Origin of the sequence: Methylomonas sp. LWB (genome assembly GCF_001856095.1) — a bacterium.
Lineage (GTDB): Bacteria > Pseudomonadota > Gammaproteobacteria > Methylococcales > Methylomonadaceae > Methylomonas > Methylomonas koyamae_A.
Map to the genome: position 1 here is coordinate 161,890 of NZ_MKMC01000034.1, position 25,090 is coordinate 186,979.

20 protein-coding genes and 1 other RNA gene are annotated in these 25,090 nt (G+C 58.9%); 10 read left to right on the top strand and 11 right to left on the bottom strand.

Annotated elements, in window-relative coordinates:
* Window positions 1-28: 28 nt before the first annotated feature.
* The 4 genes from BJL95_RS14600 (at window position 29) to BJL95_RS14615 (ending at window position 3,788) form a co-directional block, all read left to right on the top strand.
* The gene (locus BJL95_RS14600; RefSeq protein ID WP_071158936.1) at window positions 29-1,369 is read left to right on the top strand and encodes a peptide MFS transporter; all 1,341 of its coding nucleotides are present in this window, start codon (window positions 29-31) and stop codon (window positions 1,367-1,369) included.
* A 124-nt stretch (window positions 1,370-1,493) separates the two neighbouring features.
* On the top strand, window positions 1,494-1,820 hold the full coding sequence (locus BJL95_RS14605; protein ID WP_071158938.1) for a hypothetical protein: 327 nt from the start codon (window positions 1,494-1,496) through the stop codon (window positions 1,818-1,820).
* A gap of 136 nt (window positions 1,821-1,956) precedes the next feature.
* Complete coding sequence (locus tag BJL95_RS14610; protein ID WP_064030765.1) at window positions 1,957-2,478, top strand: hypothetical protein; 522 nt, start codon at window positions 1,957-1,959, stop codon at window positions 2,476-2,478.
* Between the two features lie 20 nt (window positions 2,479-2,498).
* Window positions 2,499-3,788, top strand: coding sequence for an MFS transporter (locus tag BJL95_RS14615; RefSeq protein ID WP_071158940.1), 1,290 nt, complete (start codon window positions 2,499-2,501; stop codon window positions 3,786-3,788).
* 28 nt (window positions 3,789-3,816) lie between these two features.
* Here BJL95_RS14615 and BJL95_RS14620 read toward each other — a convergent pair whose 3' ends face one another.
* From BJL95_RS14620 to ffs, 5 genes are all read right to left on the bottom strand, one after another.
* Window positions 3,817-4,155: a histidine triad nucleotide-binding protein gene (locus tag BJL95_RS14620; RefSeq protein ID WP_071158942.1), complete on the bottom strand. Its 339-nt coding sequence runs from the start codon at window positions 4,153-4,155 to the stop codon at window positions 3,817-3,819.
* Between the two features lie 8 nt (window positions 4,156-4,163).
* Complete coding sequence (gene recR / locus BJL95_RS14625) at window positions 4,164-4,760, bottom strand: recombination mediator RecR (RefSeq protein WP_071158944.1); 597 nt, start codon at window positions 4,758-4,760, stop codon at window positions 4,164-4,166.
* A 3-nt stretch (window positions 4,761-4,763) separates the two neighbouring features.
* Entirely contained in the window at window positions 4,764-5,087 is a 324-nt protein-coding gene (locus BJL95_RS14630) for a YbaB/EbfC family nucleoid-associated protein (RefSeq protein WP_064030769.1), read from the bottom strand.
* 13 nt (window positions 5,088-5,100) lie between these two features.
* Entirely contained in the window at window positions 5,101-6,756 is a 1,656-nt protein-coding gene (gene dnaX, locus BJL95_RS14635; protein WP_071158946.1) for a DNA polymerase III subunit gamma/tau, read from the bottom strand.
* A gap of 33 nt (window positions 6,757-6,789) precedes the next feature.
* Window positions 6,790-6,886, bottom strand: an RNA gene (gene ffs / locus BJL95_RS14640) — signal recognition particle sRNA small type.
* Window positions 6,887-7,076: 190 nt separating this feature from the next.
* Here ffs and BJL95_RS14645 point away from each other — a divergent pair.
* Window positions 7,077-8,183 (top strand): HD domain-containing phosphohydrolase, encoded by a 1,107-nt coding sequence (locus BJL95_RS14645; protein WP_083386051.1) that lies wholly within the window; start codon window positions 7,077-7,079, stop codon window positions 8,181-8,183.
* Window positions 8,184-8,218: 35 nt separating this feature from the next.
* On the top strand, window positions 8,219-12,949 hold the full coding sequence (locus BJL95_RS14650; RefSeq protein WP_071158948.1) for a PAS domain S-box protein: 4,731 nt from the start codon (window positions 8,219-8,221) through the stop codon (window positions 12,947-12,949).
* 234 nt (window positions 12,950-13,183) lie between these two features.
* Here the strand turns inward: BJL95_RS14650 and sppA are convergent, their stop codons facing one another.
* Genes sppA through rluC form a run of 3 tightly spaced genes read right to left on the bottom strand, consistent with a single transcriptional unit; the run spans window position 13,184 to window position 15,755 of the window.
* Window positions 13,184-14,152, bottom strand: coding sequence for a signal peptide peptidase SppA (sppA, locus tag BJL95_RS14655; protein ID WP_071158950.1), 969 nt, complete (start codon window positions 14,150-14,152; stop codon window positions 13,184-13,186).
* A gap of 12 nt (window positions 14,153-14,164) precedes the next feature.
* Entirely contained in the window at window positions 14,165-14,812 is a 648-nt protein-coding gene (locus BJL95_RS14660) for an HAD family hydrolase (RefSeq protein ID WP_071158952.1), read from the bottom strand.
* The gene (gene rluC, locus BJL95_RS14665) at window positions 14,796-15,755 is read right to left on the bottom strand and encodes a 23S rRNA pseudouridine(955/2504/2580) synthase RluC (protein ID WP_071159268.1); all 960 of its coding nucleotides are present in this window, start codon (window positions 15,753-15,755) and stop codon (window positions 14,796-14,798) included. Before rluC ends, BJL95_RS14660 begins: the two co-directional genes overlap by 17 nt.
* A 414-nt stretch (window positions 15,756-16,169) precedes the next feature.
* On the opposite strand from rluC, the gene BJL95_RS14670 reads away from it, so the two are divergent.
* Entirely contained in the window at window positions 16,170-18,341 is a 2,172-nt protein-coding gene (locus BJL95_RS14670) for an Rne/Rng family ribonuclease (RefSeq protein ID WP_071158954.1), read from the top strand.
* Window positions 18,342-18,425: 84 nt separating this feature from the next.
* Here the strand turns inward: BJL95_RS14670 and BJL95_RS14675 are convergent, their stop codons facing one another.
* The 3 genes from BJL95_RS14675 to BJL95_RS25200 form a co-directional block, all read right to left on the bottom strand.
* The gene (locus BJL95_RS14675; protein WP_071158956.1) at window positions 18,426-19,310 is read right to left on the bottom strand and encodes a carbon-nitrogen hydrolase; all 885 of its coding nucleotides are present in this window, start codon (window positions 19,308-19,310) and stop codon (window positions 18,426-18,428) included.
* Window positions 19,311-19,381: 71 nt separating this feature from the next.
* Window positions 19,382-20,416, bottom strand: a complete 1,035-nt coding sequence (locus tag BJL95_RS14680) for an agmatine/peptidylarginine deiminase (protein ID WP_071158958.1) — start codon at window positions 20,414-20,416, stop codon at window positions 19,382-19,384.
* A complete protein-coding gene (locus BJL95_RS25200; protein ID WP_175463721.1) occupies window positions 20,352-20,696 on the bottom strand; it encodes a hypothetical protein in 345 nt (114 codons plus the stop codon). The genes BJL95_RS14680 and BJL95_RS25200 overlap by 65 nt, the downstream gene beginning before the upstream one ends.
* Window positions 20,697-21,093: 397 nt before the next feature.
* Between BJL95_RS25200 and BJL95_RS14685 the strand changes: the two genes are divergently transcribed.
* From BJL95_RS14685 to BJL95_RS14695, 3 genes are all read left to right on the top strand, one after another.
* Entirely contained in the window at window positions 21,094-23,130 is a 2,037-nt protein-coding gene (locus tag BJL95_RS14685; protein WP_071159270.1) for a TonB-dependent siderophore receptor, read from the top strand.
* A gap of 36 nt (window positions 23,131-23,166) precedes the next feature.
* Window positions 23,167-24,258 carry a lipocalin family protein gene (locus tag BJL95_RS14690; RefSeq protein ID WP_071158960.1) on the top strand — a complete coding sequence of 364 codons (1,092 nt, stop codon included), beginning with the start codon at window positions 23,167-23,169 and terminating at the stop codon, window positions 24,256-24,258.
* A 327-nt stretch (window positions 24,259-24,585) separates the two neighbouring features.
* Complete coding sequence (locus BJL95_RS14695; protein WP_254786809.1) at window positions 24,586-25,089, top strand: YfiR family protein; 504 nt, start codon at window positions 24,586-24,588, stop codon at window positions 25,087-25,089.
* Window position 25,090: the final 1 nt, after the last annotated feature.

The following is a 25,090-nucleotide window of genomic DNA, read 5'->3' on the forward strand; positions in this document are numbered from 1 at the left end:
CATAACGACCGATTTTTTTCGAGCGACGATGCCTAAGCAGCTTTTCGGCCACCCGCCGGGTTTGTATGTCTTGTTTCTGACCGAGATGTGGGAGCGGTTTTCCTATTACGGCATGCGGACCTTGCTGGTGTTGTACATGATCCAGTATTTGATTCCGGCGGTGAACGACGGTGCCGATATATTCGGCTTCGCGAGCTTGCGGGCCGGGCTGGAATGGCTTTACGGCGGCTTGGACATCCAGCCGCTGGCTTCGCAAATCTACGGCTTGTACACCGGCCTGGTCTATTTGACTCCGCTGTTGGGCGGCTATTTGGCCGATCGTTGGTTGGGGCCGCGCAACACGGTTGCACTCGGCGCGGTGTTGATGACCGCCGGGCATTTTCTGATGGCACGGGAAGCCTGGTTCTTGCCGGCGTTGGCCTTGCTGATCGCGGGTAACGGTTGCTTCAAACCCAATATTTCGACGCAGGTCGGCAGTCTTTATCCGGCCGGCGATCCGCGCCGCGACGGCGCGTTCACGATTTTTTACCTGGGCATCAATATCGGCGGTTTTTTCGCGCCGTTGGTCTGCGGCACGCTGGGCCAGCGTTACGGTTGGCATTACGGTTTCGCGGCGGCCGGTGTCGGCATGACGATAGGCTTGTCGATTTATTTGGCCGGCCAACGCTTTCTGGGCGGCGATGCCGCCCGGCACGGGACTCGGACGCCGATACCGGAAACGCCGATCAGCGGCGAGGAATGGCGGGCGATTTTAAGCTTGGCGGTGTTGGCGACGATCAACGTGGTGTTTTGGGCGGTCTACGAGCAGCAAGGCAATACCTTGCAATTGTTTGCCGAGCAGCGGGCCGATTGGCGGGTGTTGGGTTGGGATATGCCGTCCACCTGGTTTCAATCCTTGAATCCGGCCTTCATCTTTTTGTTGACGCCGCTGATGGGCGGCATGCTCGGCAAGCCCTCCAAGCCGCGTTCCAGCGTCGTGAAAATGGCTTGGGGTTGCGCTTGGCTGGCGGCCTCGTTTCTGGTGTTGATCGTCGCGGTGTCGCTACACGGCCTGGACCAAAAAATCAGCGGCCTGTGGCTGGCCTTGTGTACCCTGATTTACACGGTCGGCGAGCTATATCTGTCGCCGGTCGGCTTGTCGCTGGTCAGTAAAGTCGCGCCGGCCAAGGCGGTCGGCGCGGTGATGGGACTGTGGTTTTTGTCGGTGTTCTTCGGCAATTATTTGGCCGGCTATATCGGTAGCTTTTACTCGACGATGTCCCATGCCGGCTTCTTTCTGTTGTTGGCTGGGCTGGCCTGCGGCGCCGGTTTGGCGATATTTGGATTAAGAACGTTTTTGGAAAGCCGACTGGCCGGCAAGGACTGTTGATCCGGCCGGCATGGCATTGTGGCGGAATTGGCTTTATAGTCTGAACCGAAGACCCGCTGCCCGCGCGAGAAACCGCCGGACGCGCATCTGTATATCAAACGTTTGGCGATGACAGGAGATTCCCGTGGCGACCACAAAACCCCAAACTTGGCATAGGATCGCCCTGACCCGACACGAATACGAGTCCGGGGAGATAGGCGTTTTGTTCGGCTCGTTTCGGGCCGCGTTTATCGCCAAGAACGGACCGGCCGGCATGGCGATGTTCGGGCATTGGACGGAAGACGGCGAGCGCTATTTCGTCTATGTTTCGCCGGCGGCGGGCCGCTATATCGTCCCGTTACTGATGGCCTATTCGGCCCATCCGACCGGCGCGCCCGACCCCGCCGGCCTGACCCTGCTCTACGGCGACGAAACCAGCCGGTCGGCGTTCATGGCGGGCTTCGAAGCTTAAAGGCCTTGACTGCCGATGCCGGCGGATCGGCCGACTGACTCGTCGGAGCAAACCGGCTCCGGCATTTTGGAGGCATTCAATTCGAGGCGATGCGCTGACCATAGCCGCGATTTTCACTTTTCCATACTCACTCAACATGCGCGAATTTACCGATAAAGAACTTTACTTGGGCTTGGAATATGCCAAAAGCCTGGATCAAAACGCCGGCCATACCATCCTGACCCGGTTTCAGAACGAGCAACCGGTATTGGCGCAAACGCTGTTTGGGGTGTTTCCTTCGCTAATTGCCGAGCAGGATCAAAACGTCGCCCATCTGTTCATGGATCTGGTGTTCGACGTTATTTGCGTGTTCGAAAAAACCTCCGGCACCCTGCCCAGCCAACAAACCCTGGGCATGGCCTGGCTACAGGAAAAAGCCGCGTTGGTGGACGCCGAAATGACCGCGATGATGTCCGGCAAACCGCATTCGGAAAGCGTGTTCGAAACCGACGAGCAAAAAGGCTTGGTGCAATTTCTCCACGATTGCATCGATGAATATCTGGCCGAACATCCGGCACCCGGCGACGCGGTGCGGATGATCAAGACCTTGATATTCGTCACCGTACAATTGTTTTGCAGCCTGCACGACGCCGCCGGCGCCTCCAAGACGCTGCATTGAGCGGCGGGACGGCAACCGACATGACGAATCGATCAGCGCTCTCGCACCGCGCCCGCCTGCGGAATATCTTCAGCGGCTCGATCGGCAATCTGGTGGAATATTTCGACTGGGCCATTTACGCCGCTTTCGCCCTGTACTTTGCGCCGGCATTCTTTCCGGAAACCGACCAAACCGCCCAATTGCTAAACAACGCCGCGATCTTCGCGGTCGGCTTTGTGTTTCGGCCGCTGGGCGGCTGGTGGCTGGGCGGTTTGGCGGATCGCAAGGGCCGCAAGAGCGCGCTGCTCTTGTCGGTCGGCCTGATGTGCCTGGGCTCGTTAATCATCGCCTGCACGCCGGGCTATGCGGTGATCGGCACCTGGGCGCCGGCCTTGCTGTTGATCGCCCGGATGTTGCAGGGCTTTAGTATCGGCGGCGAATACGGCAGCTCCGCCACCTATCTCAGCGAAATGGCCAGCGCCGACCGGCGCGGCTACTACTCCAGCTTTCAATACGTCACTATCGTCTTGGGCCAAATCCTGGCGCTGGGTTTGCTGATGCTGTTGCAGCGCTGTTTCTTGACCGACGCGCAACTGCACGATTGGGGATGGCGCATCGGCTTCGTGGTCGGAGGCTTGCTCGCCGTCGTCGCGGTCCGGTTGCGCGGCAATATGGCGGAAACCAGCGCTTTCGTCGAGCAACACACCGAATCGGCCAAGCAAGCCAATCCGCGCGAGTTGCTCAACTATCCCAAGCAAATCTTCACCGTCGTGGCCTTAACCGCCGGCGGCACCTTGTCGTATTACACGTTTACCGTCTACATGCAGAAGTTTTTGGTGAACACCACCGGCTTTGCAAAGGACGACGCCACGCTGATCTGCGCCATCGCGCTGTCGGTATTCATGCTGGTACAGCCGCTGTTCGGCCTGCTGTCCGACTTCGTCGGCCGCCGCTGCATGTTGATCGGCTTCGGCGTCTGCGCCAGTCTGTTCACAGCACCGATCCTGAGCGTTTTGTCACAGCCGCAAAGCCTGACTTCGGCGTTGTTCTGGTACATCTGCGCGCTGCTGATCGTTTCCGGCTACTCGTCGGTCAACGCCATCGTCAAAGCCGAACTGTTCCCGGTACACATTCGGGCGCTGGGCGTGGGATTTCCGTATGCCGTGACGGTGGCCTTATTCGGCGGCAGCGCCGAATACCTGGCGCTATCGATGAAAAGCCACGGCCATCCGGAATGGTTTGGCTACTACGTCAGCGCCTGCAGCGCACTATCGCTGGTCGTCGCGATCGCGATGAAAGAACCGATGCGGGTCTCAAGCTTGAATCGGTAAATCGCGCCGGCCGCCGACCAGATAGGGCTTAACCCGGCGGCCAATGCATTGCTCGGCCGGCCAGCAGGTGCAGGTGCAAGTGAAAAACGGTTTGACCGCCGTCGGCGTTGCAGTTCAACACGGTGCGGTAACCGCTGTCGGCACAGCCCAGGTCCTTGGCGATTTTCGCGGCGGTTTGCAGCAGGTGCCCGCCCAACTCGGCATCGTCCAGATCGTTTAAGTTAGCAATGTGCCGTTTCGGAATCACCAACACATGCAGTGGCGCTTGCGGGTGCAAATCGCGAAACGCCAACACCTTATCGTCTTCGTAAACCACGTCCGGCTTGATCTCGCCGGCGACCATCTTGCAGAACAAACAATCGCTCATCGTGCCTCCTAAAGTTCTCTACGCCCGTTAAAAGCCGCCGACAGCGTGCCGCTGTCGATGAATTCCAGCTCGCCGCCCATCGGTACGCCGTGGGCGATGCGGGTGGCTTGTATCCCATGTTTGGCGGCAACTTCGCCGATAAAATGCGCGGTGGCCTGGCCTTCCACCGTGGAATTGGTTGCCAGGATGATTTCCTTTAACGTGCCGGAGGCCATGCGCTGCTCGAGCAAGTCGAAACCGAGCTGGTCGGGCCCGATGCCGTCCAGCGGCGACAAGCGGCCGTGCAACACAAAGTATTTGCCCTTGAACGTGGTGGCCTGATCGACGACCCAAACGTCGGCGGCGCTTTCGACGATACACAGCGTATCGTTCTCCCGTAGCGGATTGGCGCAGACTTCGCAAATCTCGGCTTCGGTCAGGGTGCGGCAGTCGCGGCAATAACCGATTTCGGCGACGGCTTTTTCCAGCAACTGACCGAGCTGGCGGGCACCGTCGCGGTTGCGCAGCAGCAAATGAAACGCCATCCGCTGCGCCGACTTGGGTCCGACGCCGGGCAGACAGCACAGGCTCTGGATCAGTTCCTTCAGCAGCCCCTGATTAGCCATGATTTAGAACGGCATCTGAAAACCGGGCGGAATCGGGATGCCGGCGGTGACATCGGCCATTTTTTCTTTCTTCATTTTGCCAACCTTGTGGACGGCGTCGTTGATTGCCGCCGCCACCAAATCTTCCAGCATATCCTTGTCGTCGCCGACCAGCGACGGATCGATACTGACCTTACGCACTTCGCGCTTGCCGGTCATCAGTATCGTCACCAAGCCGCCGCCGGATTCGCCCAGCACCTCCATGTTTTCGAGTTCTTCCTGGGCCTTTTTCAAGTTTTCCTGCATTTTCTGGGCTTGTTGCATGATGCCCGCGAGTGCGTTTTTCATAGTGTCTCCGAAATCAATTAATAGGCTCTATGCTGCCAGGCAACACCCTGGCGCCGAAGGTATCTTTTAAGGCCTGCACGGTAGGATCGGTCTGGATGCTCTCCACCGCCGCCTGTTGGCGATCTTCCTTGGCTTTTTGCATCTGCAGCGCCGGCGTCATCAGGTCGCCGGCCCGAGCGGCGATCACCAGCTTGATCGGCCGACCGAAGTACTGTTGCAGCGCGCTACGTAACGTATCCTCGGCCCGAGTGCCGACTTGATGAAAACTCGGGTCCAGCAACAACCGGCAAGTGTGATCGTCGATGCCCTCCAGCACGCAGTTGTTGGCCAACTCCCTGGCTCGGCCGCCGATGTTCAATGCGGCGATAATCTCCGGCCATTGTTCCGGTCGGAGCGAGTCCGGCGAAACCGAGCGCATCTCGGGCTTCGGCTCGACGGCGGCCGGTGGTTCCGCCGCAACCGGCGCCGCGGCGGGTGTTACGACAGCCGCCACCGGACCGGAAAACTGCCCAGTTTCCTTGGCGGGCGTTGACGGCCGGACCGTAGTTATCACCGGACCGGGCGGCGTCTCTTGCCGCTGGTCCACCGTCTTCGGCCGGAAAGCCAGCATTCTCAGCATCGTCATTTCGAAGCCGGTACGCGGATCGGGCGCCAGCGGCAGATCGCGCTGGCCGAGCAAGCCGATCTGATAATACAGTTGCACGTCCTCGGCGGTCAGCGTCCGCGCCAACAGACCGATCAATGCTTGATCGAACTCGGCGTCGACGAAATCGGGAATTTGCTGCAGCAGCGCGACGCGATGCAGGACCCGGAGCATTTGCTGCAAGATGTCGGCGAAATCCGGCGACAGTTCGGCGATATCGCCGATCTTGGCCAGCAAGGCCTTGGCGTCGCCGGCCGCCAGAGCCTGCAACAAATCGTCGACCGGCTGTTGCGCCACCGTACCCAGCATGCCGGTTACCGCCGCATGCACGACGCCGCCGCCGCCGTAAACGATGGCCTGGTCCAACAGGCTCAAGCCGTCGCGCAAACTGCCGTCGGCCGCGCGAGCCAAGATTTTCAAAGCCGGGATTTCGAAGCCGATCTGTTCCTGCTCTAAAATGAACTGCATCTGCGCGGCGATTTGATCCGGCAGCAGACGCTTCAGATTGAACTGCAAGCAGCGAGACAATACCGTCACCGGAATTTTGTGGGGATCGGTGGTGGCCAGCAAAAACTTGACGTGAGGCGGCGGCTCTTCCAGCGTCTTCAACAGTGCATTGAAGCTGTGGCCGGACAGCATGTGGACTTCGTCGATCAAATAGACCTTGTAGCGACCTTGGTTCGGCGCGTATTGGACGTTGTCGAGTAAGTCGCGAGTGTCTTCGACCTTGGTGCGCGATGCCGCATCCACTTCGATCATGTCCATGAAGCGGCCCTGCTCGAACGCCAGACAAACCGGGCATTCGCCGCAGGGATTGAAATCCTGGAGGTTTTCGCAGTTTATGGCCTTGGCGAGAATTCGAGCCACCGTGGTTTTACCGACGCCGCGGGTACCGGTGAACAAATAGGCATGATGCAGGCGGTCGTGGCGCAGGGCGTGTATCAGGGATTGGCTGACATGCTCCTGGCCGACGAGCTGGGAGAAGTTGCTGGGACGCCATTTTCTGGCGAGGACCTGATAAGCCATTGGCAGCGCGGGTAGGCTAGGTTTGGGCGGCTACCGTGCCAGCCGCATCCCGGCACACGAATCCGCTGCTACCGTTGCTTCCTTCCGGACCTGGCGGGGTTTACAGCGTATCGTTGCGAGAGGACCGACACAGTAACCATAAAACATCAGCCGTGGGCTGAAGAGCTGCGCATTATCCTTAAAACCTCCGGCCAACGCAACACCCCGAACGATATTTTCCGGCAAGCCGAACCCGGCGACCGTCATTTGCAATTCGGGGACGGACGCGGTAGTGTTGGCCACCTAAACTTCGCGTTACCGCGTTCCGACCGAGGCCTCACGTGATAACTCCCGCCAGCACAGAACCCGCCACGATACTGATCGTCGACGACATGCCCGAGAATCTGCACATCCTCGGCACCTTGTTGCAGGGCGCCGGCTATCGGGTCAAGGCCGCGAATTCCGGCGCCGCCGCGCTACGCTATGCCAACCAAACCCCGAGCCCGGACTTGATCCTACTGGACGTCATGATGCCGGAACTCGACGGCTACCAAGTATTGACCCGTTTGAAGGCCGCACCCAGCAGCGCCGACATTCCGGTGATCTTCCTGACCGCGCTCGACGACGCCCGCGACGAACAGTACGGTCTGCAACTCGGGGCCGCCGACTACATCGCCAAGCCCATCCAGCCCGCCGTGGTGCTGACCAGGGTCGCGGCCCAGCTCGAAGCCAAACGAGCGCGCGACTGGCTAGCCGATCAAAATGCCTTTCTGGAAAATGAAATCGGCAAGCGCATGGCGGAAAACGAACTGACCCAAAACGTCAGTATTCTGGCCTTGGCGCATCTGGCTGAAACCCGCGACCCGGAAACCGGCCAACATCTATTGCGCACCCAAGGCTATGTTCGAACCTTGGCCGAATGCTTGCGGGATCATCCCCGCTTCAGCCAGACGCTGACCCCGAATTATATTAAATTGTTAACGCGTTCCGCCCCGCTGCACGACATCGGCAAAGTCGGCATTCCCGACTATATTCTTACCAAACCCGGCAAGCTGACCACCGCCGAGTGGGAAATCATGAAAACCCACGCCAAGCTCGGCAGCGACGCCATCGAACGCGCCGAACGCGACGTTCGCGCCTCTGCGGCGTTTTTGGCGCTGGCCAAGGAAATCGCCCACTGGCATCATGAAAAATGGGACGGCGGCGGCTACCCCGAAGGCCTGCAAGGCGAGGCGATACCGGTGTCGGCCCGCATCATGGCGTTGGCCGACGTCTTCGACGCGCTGATATCCCAACGCAGCTACAAACCGCCGATCGATTTCGGCGAAGCCGCCGACATCATCATGGCCGGCCGGGGTCGGCATTTCGATCCCGATATTGCCGACGGCTTCGCGCACTGTCTGGAGCACTTCAAAATGATCGCAACCGAATTCCGGGACCCGCTTTAGCGCCAACCGGCGGCCCAATCCAACCGGACAGCAGCATGCCTCCCAACGCCGCCAGACCCTTCTCGCAAACCCAACCCGCAGTGTTGAGCCGGGGCCAGATCGGCAAAATCGTCGGTTTATACGCGCTGACTGGGTTCTTATGGATACTGTTCTCGGACGAAGCCATCGTCGCGCTATTTCCGGAGCCAGCGCGATTCGCCTTCGTCAGCACGGTAAAAGGCTGGATTTTCGTGGCCTTGACCACCTTGCTACTCTACCTGCTATTGACCCGTTACGGCCGCCACGCCGACGCTTTAGCCCCCGCGCCAGCCGAGGTTCGCCCTGGAGCGCTTCGCTTAGTACTGGCCGGTTTGTTACCGGCCCTGGCGGCCGGCGTCCAATGGAGCCTATGGAGCATCGTTTCGCCCTATGTCTGGTTTCTGATGTTTCCGGCCGTTTTCTTTTCCGGCTGGCTGGGCGGCTGGCTCAGCGGCTTATTGGCGACGCTGCTCGCGATCGGCCTGGTCTGGTACATCTTCATTCCGCCGCCATTCTCGTTCGAATTGGCCGAGCCGGCCCAATTCGTATCGATGACCTTGTTTCTGACCATGGGTGTTTTATTCAGTTACTTCCACCATCGTCTACACCAGCTGATCGCCACCAACCGCCAATTGTTAAACGCCAGCGAATCCGGCTATCTGACGACCTTGCAAAGCATCGGCGACGCGGTCGTCGCGGTCGACCCGGCCGGCCGAGTCGAATTGCTGAACCCCGCCGCCGAAGCCCTAACCGGCTGGCGCGCGGCCAATGCCGTCGGCAAGCCGCTGGCTGCGATCATGACCATCGTCACTGAATCCGGCCGGAGCCCGCTGAATTTGACGCCGGTGTTGACCGGCAGTGGTTTCGTCTCCGACAGCGGCGACTGGCTGCTATTCCGTCCAAACGGCGCGGATCGGCCGGTTCGCCTGTGTTGCGCACCGATTCTCGGCACGAACGGAGAACGACTGGGCGCGGTGTTGACGTTTTCCGACCAAAGCATTCAACGCGCGGCCGAACGCGAGCGCGAAGCCAAATTACGTTCTCTGCAATTGCTGGACGCGATCGCCAACGGCTCGAGCGACGCCATCTTTGCCAAAGACTCGGACGGCCGTTACCTGCTCTTCAACCGCGCGGCGGAAATCATTACCGGCAAAAGCGCGGCGGAAGTGATCGGCCGCGACGACGCGTCGATTTTTCCCGCCGACCTTGTCGCCGAACTTAAATCCAACGACCGTTTAATTCTCGACGCCGGACAGCGGGTCACGGTTACCGAACACCTACCCACCAATGACGGCGAAGCAATTTTCATGACAACCAAGGGGCCTTTGCTGGCCGACGACGGCCGAATCGTCGGCCTGTTCGGCATCGCCAGGGACATCACCGAACTGAAGCGCAGCCAGGACGAACTGCGCCAAGTACACGACCGCAACCAACGTTATCTGGATACGGTGCAAACCTTAATGCTCGCGCTGGATATGGAAGGCCGCGTCAAGATGATTAACCGGGCCGGCTGTGCGCTGCTCGGCCGCGCCGACACCGACATGGCCGGCCGCGATTGGTTTCTGGACTGCGTTCCGCAACCGCAAGGCCAGCGCGATCTTTACCCGCGCTTTCGGAACGTATTGACCGGCGTGCAAGACGCGCGCTTGGACGACGAATACCCCATTCTGACCAAAACCGGCGAAACCCGGATGATACGTTGGCATCACAAACTATTGACCGACGCGGACGGCCGGGTGACCGGCCTGCTCAGTTCCGGCGAAGACTTAACCGAGCGCTTGCAAACTCAATCGACCCTCGACGAAAAAGAAACCTTGCTGCGCAGGCTCGGCGCGATGGCTAAAATTGGCGGCTGGCGCTATACGCCGGCTTCCGGCGCATTGACCTGGACCGACGAAGTCGCCGACATCCTGGCCTTGGCGGCCGACGCAAAGCCCGAGCTGGATACCCTGTCGAGCCGTCTGGCACCGGCCGAACGGCACATCCTCGATCAAGCGCTGCGCGACGCGGCTCGGCACGATACCGCGTTCGATTTGGAGTTGGCCGCCACCGGCACCCACGGAAACACCCAATGGTTCAGAGTTACCGGCCAAGCGCTCCGCGACGGCACGCAAATCGACGGCACCCTGCAGGACATCACCGAACGCAAACACGCCGAACTACAGCTGCTCAAACTATCGCAAGCCGTCGAACAAAGTCCGGAAAGCATCGTCATCACCGACCTCAACGCCAACATCGAATACGTCAATCAAGCTTTCGTACAGGCCACCGGCTTCGAGCGCGCAGAAGTCCTCGGCAAAAACCCCAGGATTCTGCAATCCGGCAAGACCTCGCCGGCGGTATTTGGCGACCTGTGGCAGGCGCTGCAACAGGGGCTGAGTTGGCAGGGCGAATTCATCAATACCCGCAAGGACGGCAGCGAATACGTCGAGCTCGCCAGCATTAGCCCGATTCGCGACGCCAATGGTCGGATCAGTCATTATCTGGCTATCAAGGAAGATATCAGCGACAAAAAACGCCTGTCGGAGGAATTGTCGCGCCACCGCCGCAACCTGGAAGAACTGGTCGCGGAACGCACCGCCGAACTGCGGCTGACCGGCAATTACCTGCAAGCGCTGATCGACAACATTCCGCAACTGGCTTGGCTGAAAGACATAGACGGTCATCTCCTGGCCGCTAATCGCGCGTTGGCCGACTTCAGCGGCATGTCCATCGTCGACATACTCGGAAAAACCGATGCCGAACTGTACCCTCCCGAGATTGCCGAACGCAATCGCCACATGGAACAGCGGGCCATCGAAACTCGCGCCCGGCAAACGATAGAAGAATATTTACCTTGGCAACCCGGCCGGATCCACGAAACCAGTCGAGCTCCGGTCATCGATGCCGACGGCCGGGTCCTGGGTACAGTCGGATTTTCCCGGGACATCTCGTCCCAAAAAAACCTGGAACGCGAACGCGAGCGAGCACGCCTGGCCGCCGAGGCCGCCAACCGCGCCAAAACTGCGTTCCTGGCCAACATGAGCCATGAAATCCGCACGCCGATGAACGCCATCATCGGCTTGACCCACTTGTTGCAAGCCGCCGAACCGACACCGAGCCAATCGGAACGGTTGACTAAGATCAACGCCGCCGCCGACCATCTGCTGAATATCGTTAACGACATTCTCGATCTGTCCAAGGTCGAATCCGGCCGGATGACGCTGGAACAAACCGAGTTTTCAGCCCACGCGCTACTCGACCATGTCTATTCGTTGATTTACGACAAGGCCAAAACCAAGGGCTTGGCCGTTTACATCGAATGCGATCCCGTGCCGGCATCGCTGTCCGGCGACCCGACCCGGTTGCGCCAGGCCTTGCTGAACTACGCCGGCAATGCCGTCAAATTTACCGAGACCGGCCAAATTACCTTGCGTTGCCGGCTGTTGAAAACCGACGCCGACCGGGTTTTATTGCGTTTCGAAGTGGAAGACACCGGAATCGGCATCGATAGCGCCAACCCCGGCAAGCTATTCGATGCATTCGAGCAGGCGGACGCCTCGACCACGCGCCGCTTCGGCGGTACGGGTCTGGGACTGACCATTACCCGCCGCTTGGCCGAACTGATGGGTGGCGAGGTCGGGGTCGATAGCCGGCCGGGCCTGGGCAGCCGATTTTGGTTTACGGCTTGGCTGAACCTGGGGCGCGGCGTTATTCAGCAGGAGCCCGACCAACTCAATGGCGTTCAAACCCGCCAGAAGCTCAGCCAAGTCAACGCCCGCGTATTACTGGCCGAGGACAACGCCATCAATCGCGAAGTCGCCGAGGACTTGTTGCGCGGCGCCGGACTAAGCGTCGACAGCGCGGAAGATGGCGAAGCGGTTGTCGCGAAATTCGCCGCCGCCGACTACGATTTGATCCTGATGGACATGCAAATGCCGAAAATGAACGGCCTGGAAGCCACCCGCATCATCCGCGCCAGCGACAAGGGCCGCACGGTGCCCATCGTCGCCATGACCGCCAACGCGTTCAATGAAGATCGTCACACCTGTCTCGCCGCCGGTATGAACGATTTCATCGCCAAGCCGGTCGAGCCCGACACGCTGTATGCCACGCTGTCGCGCTGGCTGCGCGCGCCGCTGCCGCTACCCGACGCGACCAACGCGGAAGCGGCAGCCGACTTAGCGGCGCTTACCGACCTTGACTGGCAACGCGGCCTGGCTCTGTTGCACGGAAACCTGGAAAAATATCGGCGACTGCTGCGATTGTTCGCGGACAACCACCGCGCCGATCCAGCGGCTTTACTGGCTTGGCTGGAGGCCGGCGAAGTCGCCAAGATCGCCGATCTTGCCCATCTGTTGAAAGGCAGCGCCGGCTCTCTGGCGCTGATCGGAATCGCCGACCCGGCGGCCGACTTGCTGCGAGCGGCCAGAGCACGCGAACCGGCCGAAACCCTACTTGCGCGCATCGAAAGTTTGAACGCGGCCCTGCAGCGCTTCGTTGCCGAAGCCGACACTCGGTTACCGCCGCCGGCCATCGAGCCGACGCCAAGCAGTATCTCGGCCGCCGACTTGTTGCCCCGCTTGCGGTCGCTGTTAGCGTCCGGCGACATCCAAGCCAACGAACTGGCTCTGGAGCACCGCGCGGAGTTAAGAACCGCGCTCGGCGACCGGGTCTTACCGCTACTGCGCGCGATTGAAAACTTCGATTACGATGCGGCGTTGACACGGTTGGAAAGTTTCGACCAACCTCCGCCGGACCCGAATTAAATCCCTGCATGACGCTAGGTGCCGCGCGCTTGTCGCGAACGTATGACTATAAGCTTAGCCGGAGTAGCGTCAAGGCCGACCTCAGGACTGGAGCTTCAGGTTATGAAGCGACGCGATAAGCTGGAAGCGCCGGCAAATCAGCGCCATGCCCAGTGGCGCGCCGACACGCCCGAAGCAAACGCCGCGCTGAGATCGGTGAGAGTCGATCGCCATCGCCCGTCCGACGCGTGGCGATCAACGCAGTTGCCCCAACCCCAGACTGGTCGCTATCGAATGACCGAAATAAGCGCCCATCCGGCCGGCCAAGCGGTCGAGGAAACGCTCTTGCGGCGTGAAGTTCAGCGTGTGCTCGGTATCCAGTTGATCGCGGGCAACCGAATCGACGTTGCCGAAGTCGTCCGCCAAACCCAGTCTGACGCCCTCGGCGCCGGTCCAAACCAGCCCTGAAAACATGTCCGCCGTTTCTTTCAGTCTGTCGCCCCGCCCTTTGCGGACCGCGTCGATAAATTGCTGGTGAACCTGATCCAACATCGATTGCATGTGCTTGGTTTCCTGGCTGTTGGCCGGGGAAAACGGATCGAGCAAGGCTTTGTGCTCGCCCGCGGTCAAGGTCCGCCGTTCTATCCCCAGTCGATCGAGCACATTGGTGAAGCCGAAGTTATTCATGATGACGCCGATCGAGCCGATGATACTGGCTTGATTGACAAAAATCTTGTCGGCCGCGGCGGCAATGTAATAGCCGCCCGACGCGCAAACATCGCCGACCACCGCGTAAATCGGCAGATCGGGATGTTCGGCCTTGATCCGGCGAATCTCGTCGTAAATGTAACCGGCTTGCACCGGGGTCCCACCGGGCGAATTGACGTTCAAAATAATGCCCTTGGTGTTTTTGTCTTCGGCCGCATCCTGCAAGCCTTCGATGACTACGCTCGCCGAACTGGCCTCGCCGTCGGCAATCACGCCGACGATATCGACGACCGCCGCGTGCTGGCGATCGGAGCTCATTTTTTCCTCGAAGCTGGGATAGGTCGCGACCAGCAATACCGCCGACAAATACACAAAGGTCAAGGCCTTGAAAAAGATGCCCCAACGCCGCGCGATCTTCTGCTCGTTAATCGCGGCGAACGCCAGTTTCTCCAGCGTCTGCCGTTCCCAACCGCCTTCCTGGCCTTCCGGTTCCTGATTTTGATTTTGCGTGTCCAAGGACCTGCCTCCTTAAAGTAGACCGAGCAACTCGGTCGGAAAATTCAAACAATACAACGGCGAATAGCGTTTTAGCGTCTCTGCCGGATGCGCGCCGCAAGTCACCGCCACCGACGCGACGCCGGCGTTCAACGCCATTTGCAAATCGTGAACCGAATCGCCGACCATCAAGGTTCTGTCCTTGGCAACGCCCAACTCGGCGACGATTTCGTCGATCATCAGCGGATTCGGCTTGGACGCGGTCTGATCGGCGCTACGGGTCGTGCAAAAGCTGGCGGTCAAACCGGTACCGGCGATCACTTCCCGCAAGCCGGCGCTTTTCTTGCCGGTGGCCACCGCCAAACGGTAACCGGCCTCTCGAAAGCATGCCAACATTTCCGGCACGCCGGGAAACAAGTCGTCCCTGCTCATTTCCCTGGAAAAAAACGTTTGGGCGTAATCGCCGGCCAAGCGCCGGCCCTTTTCTTCGTCGAGTCCTGGAAACAACCGGGCCACGGCGTTTTCAATACTGAGCCCTATGATGTCCTTGACGGCTTGAGGTTCCGGTACCGGACAGCCCTGTCTGGCGGCGGCTTGGCGGATGCAGTGCACGATCCAGTCCACCGAGTCGGCCAAGGTGCCGTCCCAGTCGAAAATAATCAAATCAAAGCGTTTCTTCATGCTCGAGCAAGGTTTGTAAATCGGCCGGCAGCGGCGCATTGAAATGCAGCGGGGCGCCGGTCAGCGGGTGGGCGAAACGCAGTTGCTCCGCGTGCAAGAATAAGCGCTTATAGCCGCGTTGCTTGAAAGCCTTGTTGACGTTGTCCTCGCCGTAGCGGTCGTCGCCGACGATGGGATGCCCGAGCCAGGCGGCATGCACCCGAATTTGATGGGTCCGGCCGGTCTTGGGCGCCGCATGCACCAGTGTCGCTTCCCGAAACGCCTTCAAGCGGGTAAACAAAGTCTCGGCCGGTTTGCCGGCCTGACTGACGACCACCATGCGTTCGCCACCTTGTGCGACGTTCTTCAGCAGCGGCACATCGACACGCTGACTTTTTCGTTTGAATTGACCGGACAGCAGCGCCAAATAAGTCTTTTGGATGCCGTCACCGCGAAACATTTCGTGCAAAACCCGTAGCGCCGAGCGCTTCTTGGCGATCAATAAACAGCCCGAGGTTTCCTTGTCCAGCCGGTGCACCAGTTCCAGAAACTTCTGTTGCGGACGGATTTGCCGCAACGCTTCGATGATGCCGCCGCTGACGCCGCTACCGCCGTGCACGGCGAAGCCGGACGGTTTGTTGAGGACGATGAAGCCGTCGTCCTCGTACAGAATTTGGTTTTCCAGGCTGAACTTCAAGGCCGGCTGCACGATGACCTCGTCGGCGGCTTCGGCCACCCTGACCGGCGGAATCCTGACGATGTCGCCAATGACCAGTTTGTAGCTGACGTCGACACGCCCCTTATTGACCCTGACTTCGCCCTTCCTAACCATCCGGTAGATGCGGGTCTTGGGCACACCCTTGAGAAAACCGATCAGGAAATTGTCCAACCGTTGTTCGCTGTTCGCGTCGGTGACTTCCAGCCATTGCACACTCGGGCGCGGCGTTTCGCTTACTTGATTCATGGCGGAAATAATAGCAACATCCAAGCCGGCCATGTTTAAAATTGCTGCCTCTGGTAAAGATTGCTATATTAGGCTAGTTTATCTATCGATAGACTGAGCGATGGAAATTGATTATCGGGCCACGCGGCCGTTTTCCTCGCTAAAATTAATAACAAGAATTTTCGGGTTTTATCGCTCGACCCATGATGAGCGACTTGCATCCTAAAGCATAGAGTTCGGTATAACAGATTCCCCGCACGACAAGCGCCACCCTCGGTCCATCCGATATTCGCTGCTATAACTACTACTATTCATTGCAGTTTTCAGTCAGTCCGGCCGCTCACTTGGTAACGCATCGGGAACCCGCCGCCTTTATCCGCGACAAACCAGCCTGTTTAAACTCTAGGTGGGATACACAACAATAAGGATAATTTAATGAAAAGAATGCTTATCAACGCCACGCAACCCGAAGAGTTGCGAGTGGCCTTGGTAGATGGTCAAAAACTCTATGATTTTGACATCGAAGTCCCTTCCAAAGAACAGAAAAAATCCAATATCTATAAAGGCATCATCACCCGGGTAGAACCCAGTCTCGAAGCCGCTTTCGTCAATTACGGCGCCGAAAAGCACGGCTTTCTGCCGTTTAAGGAAATCGCCCCGGAATACCGCACCGGCGACGACGGCGAAGGCAAGTCTTCGAAGTCGAATATTCGGGAAGGTCAGGAAATCGTCGTCCAGATCGAGAAAGAGGAGCGCGGCAACAAGGGCGCCGCGCTGACCACTTACATCAGTCTGGCCGGCACCTATCTGGTGCTGATGCCGAACAATCCCAAAGCTGGCGGCATCTCCCGACGCATCGAAGGCGATAATCGCAGCGAATTGCGCGAAACCATGGCGGCGCTGGAAATTCCGGACAGCATGGGCCTGATCATTCGTACCGCCGGTTCCGATAAAAACGTCGAAGAGCTGCAATGGGACTTGAATTACCTGATGCAACTTTGGGAAGCGATCGATCGCTCCAGCCAGGAACAAGCCGCCCCCTTCCTGATCTTCCAGGAAAGCAACGTCATCATCCGCGCGTTGCGCGACCACTTGCGCGGAGACATCGACGAAATCCTGATCGATCAGGAAGGCGCCTTTAAACTGGTGCAAAACTTCCTGAAGCAAGTGATGCCGCACAACCTGCATAAGGCCAAGCAATATCAGGACACCGTACCGCTGTTCAGCCGTTACCAAATCGAAACCCAGATCGAGATGGCCTACAAGCGCGAAGTCTCGTTGCCGTCCGGCGGCTCTATCGTCATCGACCATACCGAGGCGCTGACGTCTATCGACATCAACTCGGCGCGCGCCACCAAAGGTAGCGACATCGAAGAAACCGCGCTGAATACCAACCTGGAAGCCGCCGACGAGATTGCCCGCCAACTGCGGCTGCGCGATTTGGGCGGCCTGTTCGTGATCGACTTCATCGATATGATGTCGAACAAAAACCAACGCGAGGTCGAAAACCGCCTGCGCGATGCGTTGAAAATCGACCGCGCCCGCATCCAGACCGGCCGTATTTCGCGCTTCGGTCTAATGGAAATGTCGCGGCAACGCTTGCGGCCGTCGCTGGGCGATTCCACCCAACTGACCTGCCCCCGCTGCAAGGGCCAAGGCACGATCCGCAACGTGGAATCGGTGACCTTGTCGGTGTTGCGCCTGATCGAGGAAGAAGCGATGAAAAAAGGCACCGAGCGCGTCATCGCTCACCTGCCTATCGACTGCGCCACCTTCCTGCTCAACGAAAAACGCGCGGCGATTCAAGAAATCGAAGCCCGCCTGCATGTCGGCATCATTGTATTGCCGAGCAAACACCTGGAAACGCCGGCCTACGATATCGAGCGGATTAAAACGGTGGAAGGCGACGACAAGGCCAGCCACCTGCAATTGAAGGAAGAGGAAATCGCGGTACCGGAATTCGCCAAACAAGCCGGCCCGAAATCGGAAAAGGCGGCGATCAAGGAATTCCTGCCCGACTCGCCGGCACCGGTACAGAGCAAGAAAAATTCCGCCAGTCTGATCCAGCGCTTCTGGCAACGCTTGATCGGCAAGGACAAAATCGCCGAAACTCCGGAAGCCAGCGGCGAAGGCAAACCCGGCGAAGAAAGAAACCGGCCCAACCGCAACGTCCGCAAGGACCGCCCCGGTGCCGGCCGAAACGGTCGCCGCAACAACAACAACAATCGCCGCGGCAGCCCTAATCCGCAAGCGACGACGGACAACGCCATCACCCAAACCGCCAGCCCGGCCGCGGAACAACCATTGCCGGCGGCGTCAGGCGAACAGGAAGGCGAAGGCGCGCCGCGCCGTAACGGACAGGAGCGCAGCCGCCGCAACCGTAACCGTCGCCGTAACCCACGTAACTCGGCCGAGCGCAAAACCGAACAGAATTACAACGGCGAATCAGATCAGTCGTCCGCCGAGGCGCCCAGCAACCGCTACGTCAGCAACGACTCGATCGCCCCGGCGAATTCATATGCCAGCGAGTTTGCCGAGCGCAGCAGCAACCGCTCTCAAGAAAGTGCCGAGCCGCAACCTCGCCCGCAAAGCTCGGCCGAGGAATAAAAAAACGGAGGCCCGTCGCTTACCGGGCCTCCGTTTTCAACAGGCTAGCAGACCGATCCGTCTTAAAAACGGATCGAGCCTCGGTCAATCGATGTAACGCCTCAAAATATCGCCGTAAGCATCGATGCGCCTATCCCGCAGAAACGGCCAAATCCGCCGCACATCCTCGCTCCGTTTGGGATCGAGTTCGGCGAACAGCAAGCAATCCTCAACGTCGTCGGCGCTCGCCAGCACTTCCCCCTGCGGTCCGGCGATGAAGCTGTTGCCCCAGAACTGAATGCCCGGCGCTTGGTCCGGCGCGGCTTCGAAGCCGATCCGGTTGCAGGAAATCACCGGCAAGCCGTTGGCGACGGCGTGACCACGCTGCACAGTGATCCACGCCTGCAGTTGACGCTGCTTTTCCGCCGCCTCATCTTCCGGGTTCCAGCCTATCGCGGTCGGATAGATCAGCAGATCGGCGCCGGCCAGCGCCATCAGTCGCGCCGCTTCCGGATACCACTGGTCCCAGCAGATCAACACGCCCAATTTTCCCAGCGAAGTCTGGACAGGCTTGAAGCCTAGATCGCCGGGCGTGAAATAAAACTTCTCGTAAAAACCCGGATCGTCCGGAATATGCATTTTCCGAAACGTACCGGCAATGCTGCCGTCCTTGTCGAACACTACGGCGGTATTGTGGTAAAGGCCGGGCGCGCGCTTTTCGAATATCGTCGAGACCACGACGACCTGATTGGCTCGCGCGGCCTCCGCCAAAGGCTCGCAACTCGGACCGGGGATAGCCTGAGCCAGGTCGAAACACTCGGTGTCCTCACTTTGGCAGAAATAATGGTCCAGATGCAGCTCCGGCAACACCACCAACTCGGCGCCCTGTTGGGCGGCGGCCTGGATTTGACTCAACGAATAGGCCAGATTGGTATCCCGGCCACGGTTGCAGGGCTGCTGAACGGCGCAGGCGATTATCGATTTTTTCATGGCTGGCTAGGAATTTAAGGACTGTGGACAGAGGAATCGCGACAACGGACTTGCCGCGCGGGTCGCCGAGTTTAAAAATTCAGCTTGACGAAAGCCGGCACCTGCATGCTGGCGCAGTGCAGACTGCCGTATTGGTGCACCAAGGGTCGGCAGGGCACCGCGACCGCTTTTCGATCCGGGAAACAGGCCGCCAAACGCTCCAACGCCAACGCGTCCATCGCATCGTCATAGACCGGCACCAACACCGCGCCGTTGATCAACAGGAAATTGGCATAGTTAGCCGGCAAGCGTTGGCCGTCCTCGTCGTAAATCGGTTTCGGCAACGGCAACGCCACCAATTTGTAGGGCTGGCCGGCTTCTGTACGGAAAGCTTGCAATTGCGTTTCCATATTTTTCAGGCTGGCGAAGTGCGGATCTTCGCTGTCGTCGCAACTGGTGTACGCAATGGTTCCGGCATCGCAAAAACGGGCCAGGGTGTCGATGTGAGCATCGGTATCGTCGCCCGCCAGATTAGTTTGTTCGACCCATAGAATTCGTTTGGCGCCCAGATAATTTTGCACCTGCCCGGCAATCGCCGTTTCGCCTAGATCGGGATTGCGGTTCGGATTGAACAAACAATTCTTGGTGGTCATCACGGTACCCTGCCCGTCCGACTCGACGCTCCCCCCCTCCAGCACCAGATCGACTGTCGCGGTCGGAACGCCCTTGAAGATCGGGTGAGCAAACAGCGCCAGATTCAACCCGTCGTCGTCAGCATGCGGGTATTTGTTGCCCCAACCGTTAAAGCGGAAATTCGCCAATTGCAATGCGGCCTTGGGGTGTTGCCATTCCAACGAGATGAACACGGTATCCCGCACCCAAATGTCGTTGTAAGCCGCTTGGACAAAATGCAAATTAGGATTGGGCGCCGTAAACTGCGCCTGAATGTGCTGCTGATGCTCGCCGTCCTTGCAAATAATCACCAGCGCTTGATAGGCGCTGATCGTCGAAGCGATGAAGTGGTAGCTGTCCTCGACCGAAGACAAATTGCGAAAGTCGCCGCTAGCGTGCGGCCAGGCGATGATAACGGCCGATTGCGGCTCCCATTCGGCTGGAAAGCGAATCATGAAATACTCCCTGGATGTGGTAGCGATTGATAGTATAGGTATGGCTTATTGTATCAATGCTGACCGGATAAGACTTATCCGAGGGAAGATAATCCGGTACCGGCGACCCGGAACTGCCCAGACAGCCCGGCCAGGCCGGCGAACAATACAGGTCGCGGGGATAAGCGGACGCAATGGCTAAACTGGCGGCTTCCGAAAACGACTTCGCGCGCGCCGCTTGCTCGCCAAGCGGCGTTTCATCCCGTTCTATATCAAGTTTCACGAACACCGACTCTTGCATAAGGCCTCCTTCGAATCGACGAAACAGAAATGCCGGACGACCGGCACGGCCAACTCCAGACATATTCTAACCTCTAATCTGACCTTCCTAGTTCGAAAAATTCAAAACTTTTTCTTGTTTTTTCGTTAGTTTTTCAAGAAATATCAACTAACACGCATCAGGGTCGGCGTAATTTTAAAACCGTAACCCAGCCCCCGACAATGGTTCATTTTCTCCTTGCCTTACTCGTCGAATTGGCGACATTTCCGATGATTTCCGGCTAAAAGATTGATTTTTGGAAATTCTCGTCATACTTGTTGCGTTACGCGAATCTTTAATCAACACATTCGCCAACCGCAATCGCCGAAGCGACCAGCAGCGCTGGTCAGGCCAAAAAATAACAACAACGGAAATGACCATGCCGTCCAATCGCCGGTTTCCTCTAACCGCCCGCCACGTTGTTGGCAACTTGTTCGCCCTGGCGGCGCTCGCGCCGTTGCAATCGCCCCACGCAGCCGAGCCGCCGCCTAATCTGGAAGACTTTTCGATCAACGACTTGATGCAAATGGAAGTTTCGTCGGCATCCCGCAAATCGGAAACGCTGTCCGATACCGCCGCCGCGGCCTTCATTATCAGCCAGGAAGACATACGCCGCTCCGGCGCGACCAGCATTCCCGAAGCGCTGCGGATGGCGCCCGGCATCGACGTGGCTAGAATCGACTCCAGTGCTTGGGCTATTACCGCGCGCGGCTTCAACGGACGATACGCCAACAAGCTATTGGTCTTGATCGACGGGCGCAGTATTTATACACCACTGTTTTCCGGCGTGTTTTGGAACCTGCAGGACACCTTGATCGAAGATATCGATCGCATTGAAGTGATCCGCGGCCCCGGCGCGGTGATGTGGGGCGCCAACGCCGTCAACGGCGTCATCAACATCATCACCAAGAAAACCAAGGACACCCAAGGCAATCTATTCGCCGCGGGCGGCGGCAATCAGGAACGCGGTTTCGCCGGTTATCGCCACGGCGGCCAGTTCGGCGACGACGGCAATTACCGGGTCTACGCCAAAACCTTCGAACGGGAAAGCTTCGTCAACTCGGCCGGCGAGCGCATTCACGACGACTGGCGTTCGGTACAAGGCGGCTTTCGGATCGACGGCCGAATCTCCAACGACAACCGCTACACGCTGCAAGGCGACGTCTATCGAAAGAACGTTGGCAACACCGTCGAACCGATTACCATCGCGCCACCCTACGACACGCGGTTTTCCAACGACGACCACGCCGACGGCGCCAATCTGCTGGCGCGCTGGGAAGGCAATCTGGCCGACGGTTCCGAATTCAAATTGCAAACCTATTACGATAGGGTCGAATTCAATGCGGCTGAGCTTTCCGATTCCCAGGACATGTTCGACATCGACTTTCAGCACCGCCTACACCCTGCGGCCGACCACGATTTGATGTGGGGCCTCAACTATCGCTTCATTCATAGCGCCGTCACCAATACCGGCGCGATTTCGTACATCGATAGCGACCTTGGCTATCATAACGGCGGCGTATTCGCCCAAGACGACATCACGCTGATCGACGACACGCTGCGCTTGACCCTAGGCACCAAACTGGAGGAAAGCCACTTCGGCAACACTCAAGTCCAACCGAATGCCCGCCTGCTGTGGACGCCTAGCGCGCATCATTCGGTTTGGGCGTCGGTGTCGCGGGCGGCGCGCACCCCGTCCAGAGGGGAGGCTCAGGCCAATATCGCGCTGGGCACAACGCCGACCGGCTTGCCCGCCCCCTACGACCGCCTCCAGGTTCGCGGCCAGTACAATCCCAACCTACGCGCCGAAAAAGTCGTCGCGGCCGAAATCGGTTACCGCGCCCAATGGACGGCGCATTTCTCCACCGACGTCGCCGCGTTCAGCAACCACTACACCGACTTGATCATGTTTCGCAGAGGCAGCGTCAACCCGCTGACCCCACCGCCGCTGATCCTGCCGATGATCTGGTACAACAATAGCCGGGAAGTTACCACCCGCGGCATCGAGTTTTCGGCGGAATGGCAAGCGCTGGACTGGATGCGCTTTACCGGCAATTACAGCCACATCAAAATCGAAATGCCGTTCGACGCCAACAATCCGGACACGGCCGGCCTGTCCCCCCGCCATCACGGGTCGCTGCGCTGGCAGATGGATCTACCGGAAAACCTCAAACTCGATTTGACGCTACGTCATGTCAGCCGGCTAAACTCGGTCAGCCAGGCCATACCGGCCTACACCACCTTCGACGCCCGCTTGGCCTATCAGCCCGTGCCGGACATCGAACTGTCCTTTGTCGCGCAAAACCTGTTTTCGCCGCGCCACCCCGAATACCACGACTCATCGGCGATCTCGCTACCCGGCTCCGCGATGGAAATTCCCCGCTCGCTTTACGGCAAGATCGACTGGCGTTTTTGATTTTTCAAATTTTTCAACCCCATTGGAGTATCTAAGATGAGTAAACACTGGAAAAAACTGCCCTGGATCATTGCCGGGATCCTGGTGCTGATAGGCCTGCTGAATCCGCCGTTGCTGCCTTGGATATTGTTGATTCTGGTCTCGGCCGCCTACTGGTTTTTGCCGCGCCGAGGCTTGATCGGCCCGGTAACCCTGCCGGCCGACGACGCATTTTTGCCCAGCCAGCAAGTCCAGTGGTGGTATTGGACCGGTCATTTGTTCACCGACGACGGCCGCCGCTTCGGTTTCGAAGTGGTATTTTTCAGCTTCGACGCCTTCGTCATCATGCGCGACCAACTGGTGCAGGCAGCCATTACCGATGTCAACGGCCAGCGTTTCGAATTCGAGGAGTTTCTGCGCCTGCATCTGCCCAAACGGGTCAAGGACGGCTTCGATCTCAGCTCCGGCGCCGGCAACCAAGTCACCGCGGTCGGCGGCGACGGCCATGACCGCCTGCACGCGCAAATCGGCAATTACACCTTGGACTTGAAACTGGATTCGACCCAGCAGCCCGCTCTGCATTACGGCGGCGATGCCCATCCCTACCGGTTCGGCGGTTACACCTACTACTACTCGCGACCGAAAATGGCGACCACCGGCACCTTGACGATAGACGGGCAAACCTTCCAGGTCACCGGTAACAGTTGGTTCGACCGCCAATACGGCGAACTGTTTCAAGCGATTCGCCAAGGTTGGCAGTGGTTTGCGATCGAATTGGAAGACAACCGGCAGATCATGTTATTCGATTTCAAGGGTAACGACTCCTCGATCGAAAAATCCGGTTCGATCACAGACGCCAACGGCCTGACCACGACGTTGGCCGCCCACGAATTCGAAGTCACCGTCACCGGCGAGTGGACCAGCCCCAATACCGGCTGCACTTACCCGTCCGGCTGGGAAATCGTGGTTAAGGGCGAAAAATTCACGGTCGAACCCTTGGTCAAAGACCAGGAACTGCGCGCCAACCACGATCTGTGGATAGGCCCGGTCTATTGGGAAGGCGCGTGCGGCGTCGGCGGCGCGGTAGCCGGCCAAGCCTACGTAGAACTGAACGGCTATTGCAAATGCCTGGCCGCCAAATTACCCTAGGAAATTCGACAAGAATGGATTTGGTGCCTAGACTACACGCCGACATTCCACATTACTAATCGTTATCACCGCCGCTTGGCCGCGACGGCGCCCGGCCGACACCGGGTCCGGCGCGAGCTGGCGGACTGCGGCTTACGCCGCGTTAAACCTTACGGAACCCGCGGCCCAAACCACTCCCCAATGAAGGATCAAGGACTTAGAACCGCGACTTACCGCGCCGGCCGGCCACGGCCGTGCCGCATTTTCGCCACCGGACCTTCCGCACGCCTCGCCGGCTGCGGCCGGCGTTGCTGGACCGGCCTGAGGACCGGCCTAATCGCGCTGACATTGCTGACATTTCCGGTCGTGCCGACACCGAAGGCCGAAGGCCTATCCGAAGCCCAAATCAAGGCCGCGTATCTCTACAATTTCGCCAAGTTCATCGAATGGCCCGCCGACACCGTGGCGGCCGACGCGACGTTAACGCTGTGCGTGGTCGGCAACAACGTGTTGGAAGGGGCCTTGCAGGCCCTGGACGGACGTAAAGCCGGCGAGCACGATCTGCGCATCGAGGTCCGCGGCTTCGCCGATTTCAATCCGACCGGCTGCCACCTGCTGTTCGTCGGCGCCACCGAACAACCGCGCTTTTTGGTGACGCTGAAAGCCGTCGGCCGCGCCCCGGTATTAACCCTATCCGACATCGCCGATTTCGCCGAAAAAGGCGGCGGCATCGCCCTATTGTTCCGCGACAACAAAGTGGTATTCGAAGTGAATTTGGAATCGATCCGAAACGCCGGTCTGCGCCTGCCGGGCCAGTTGTTGAACATCGCCACTTACGTTTACGGGAGATAAA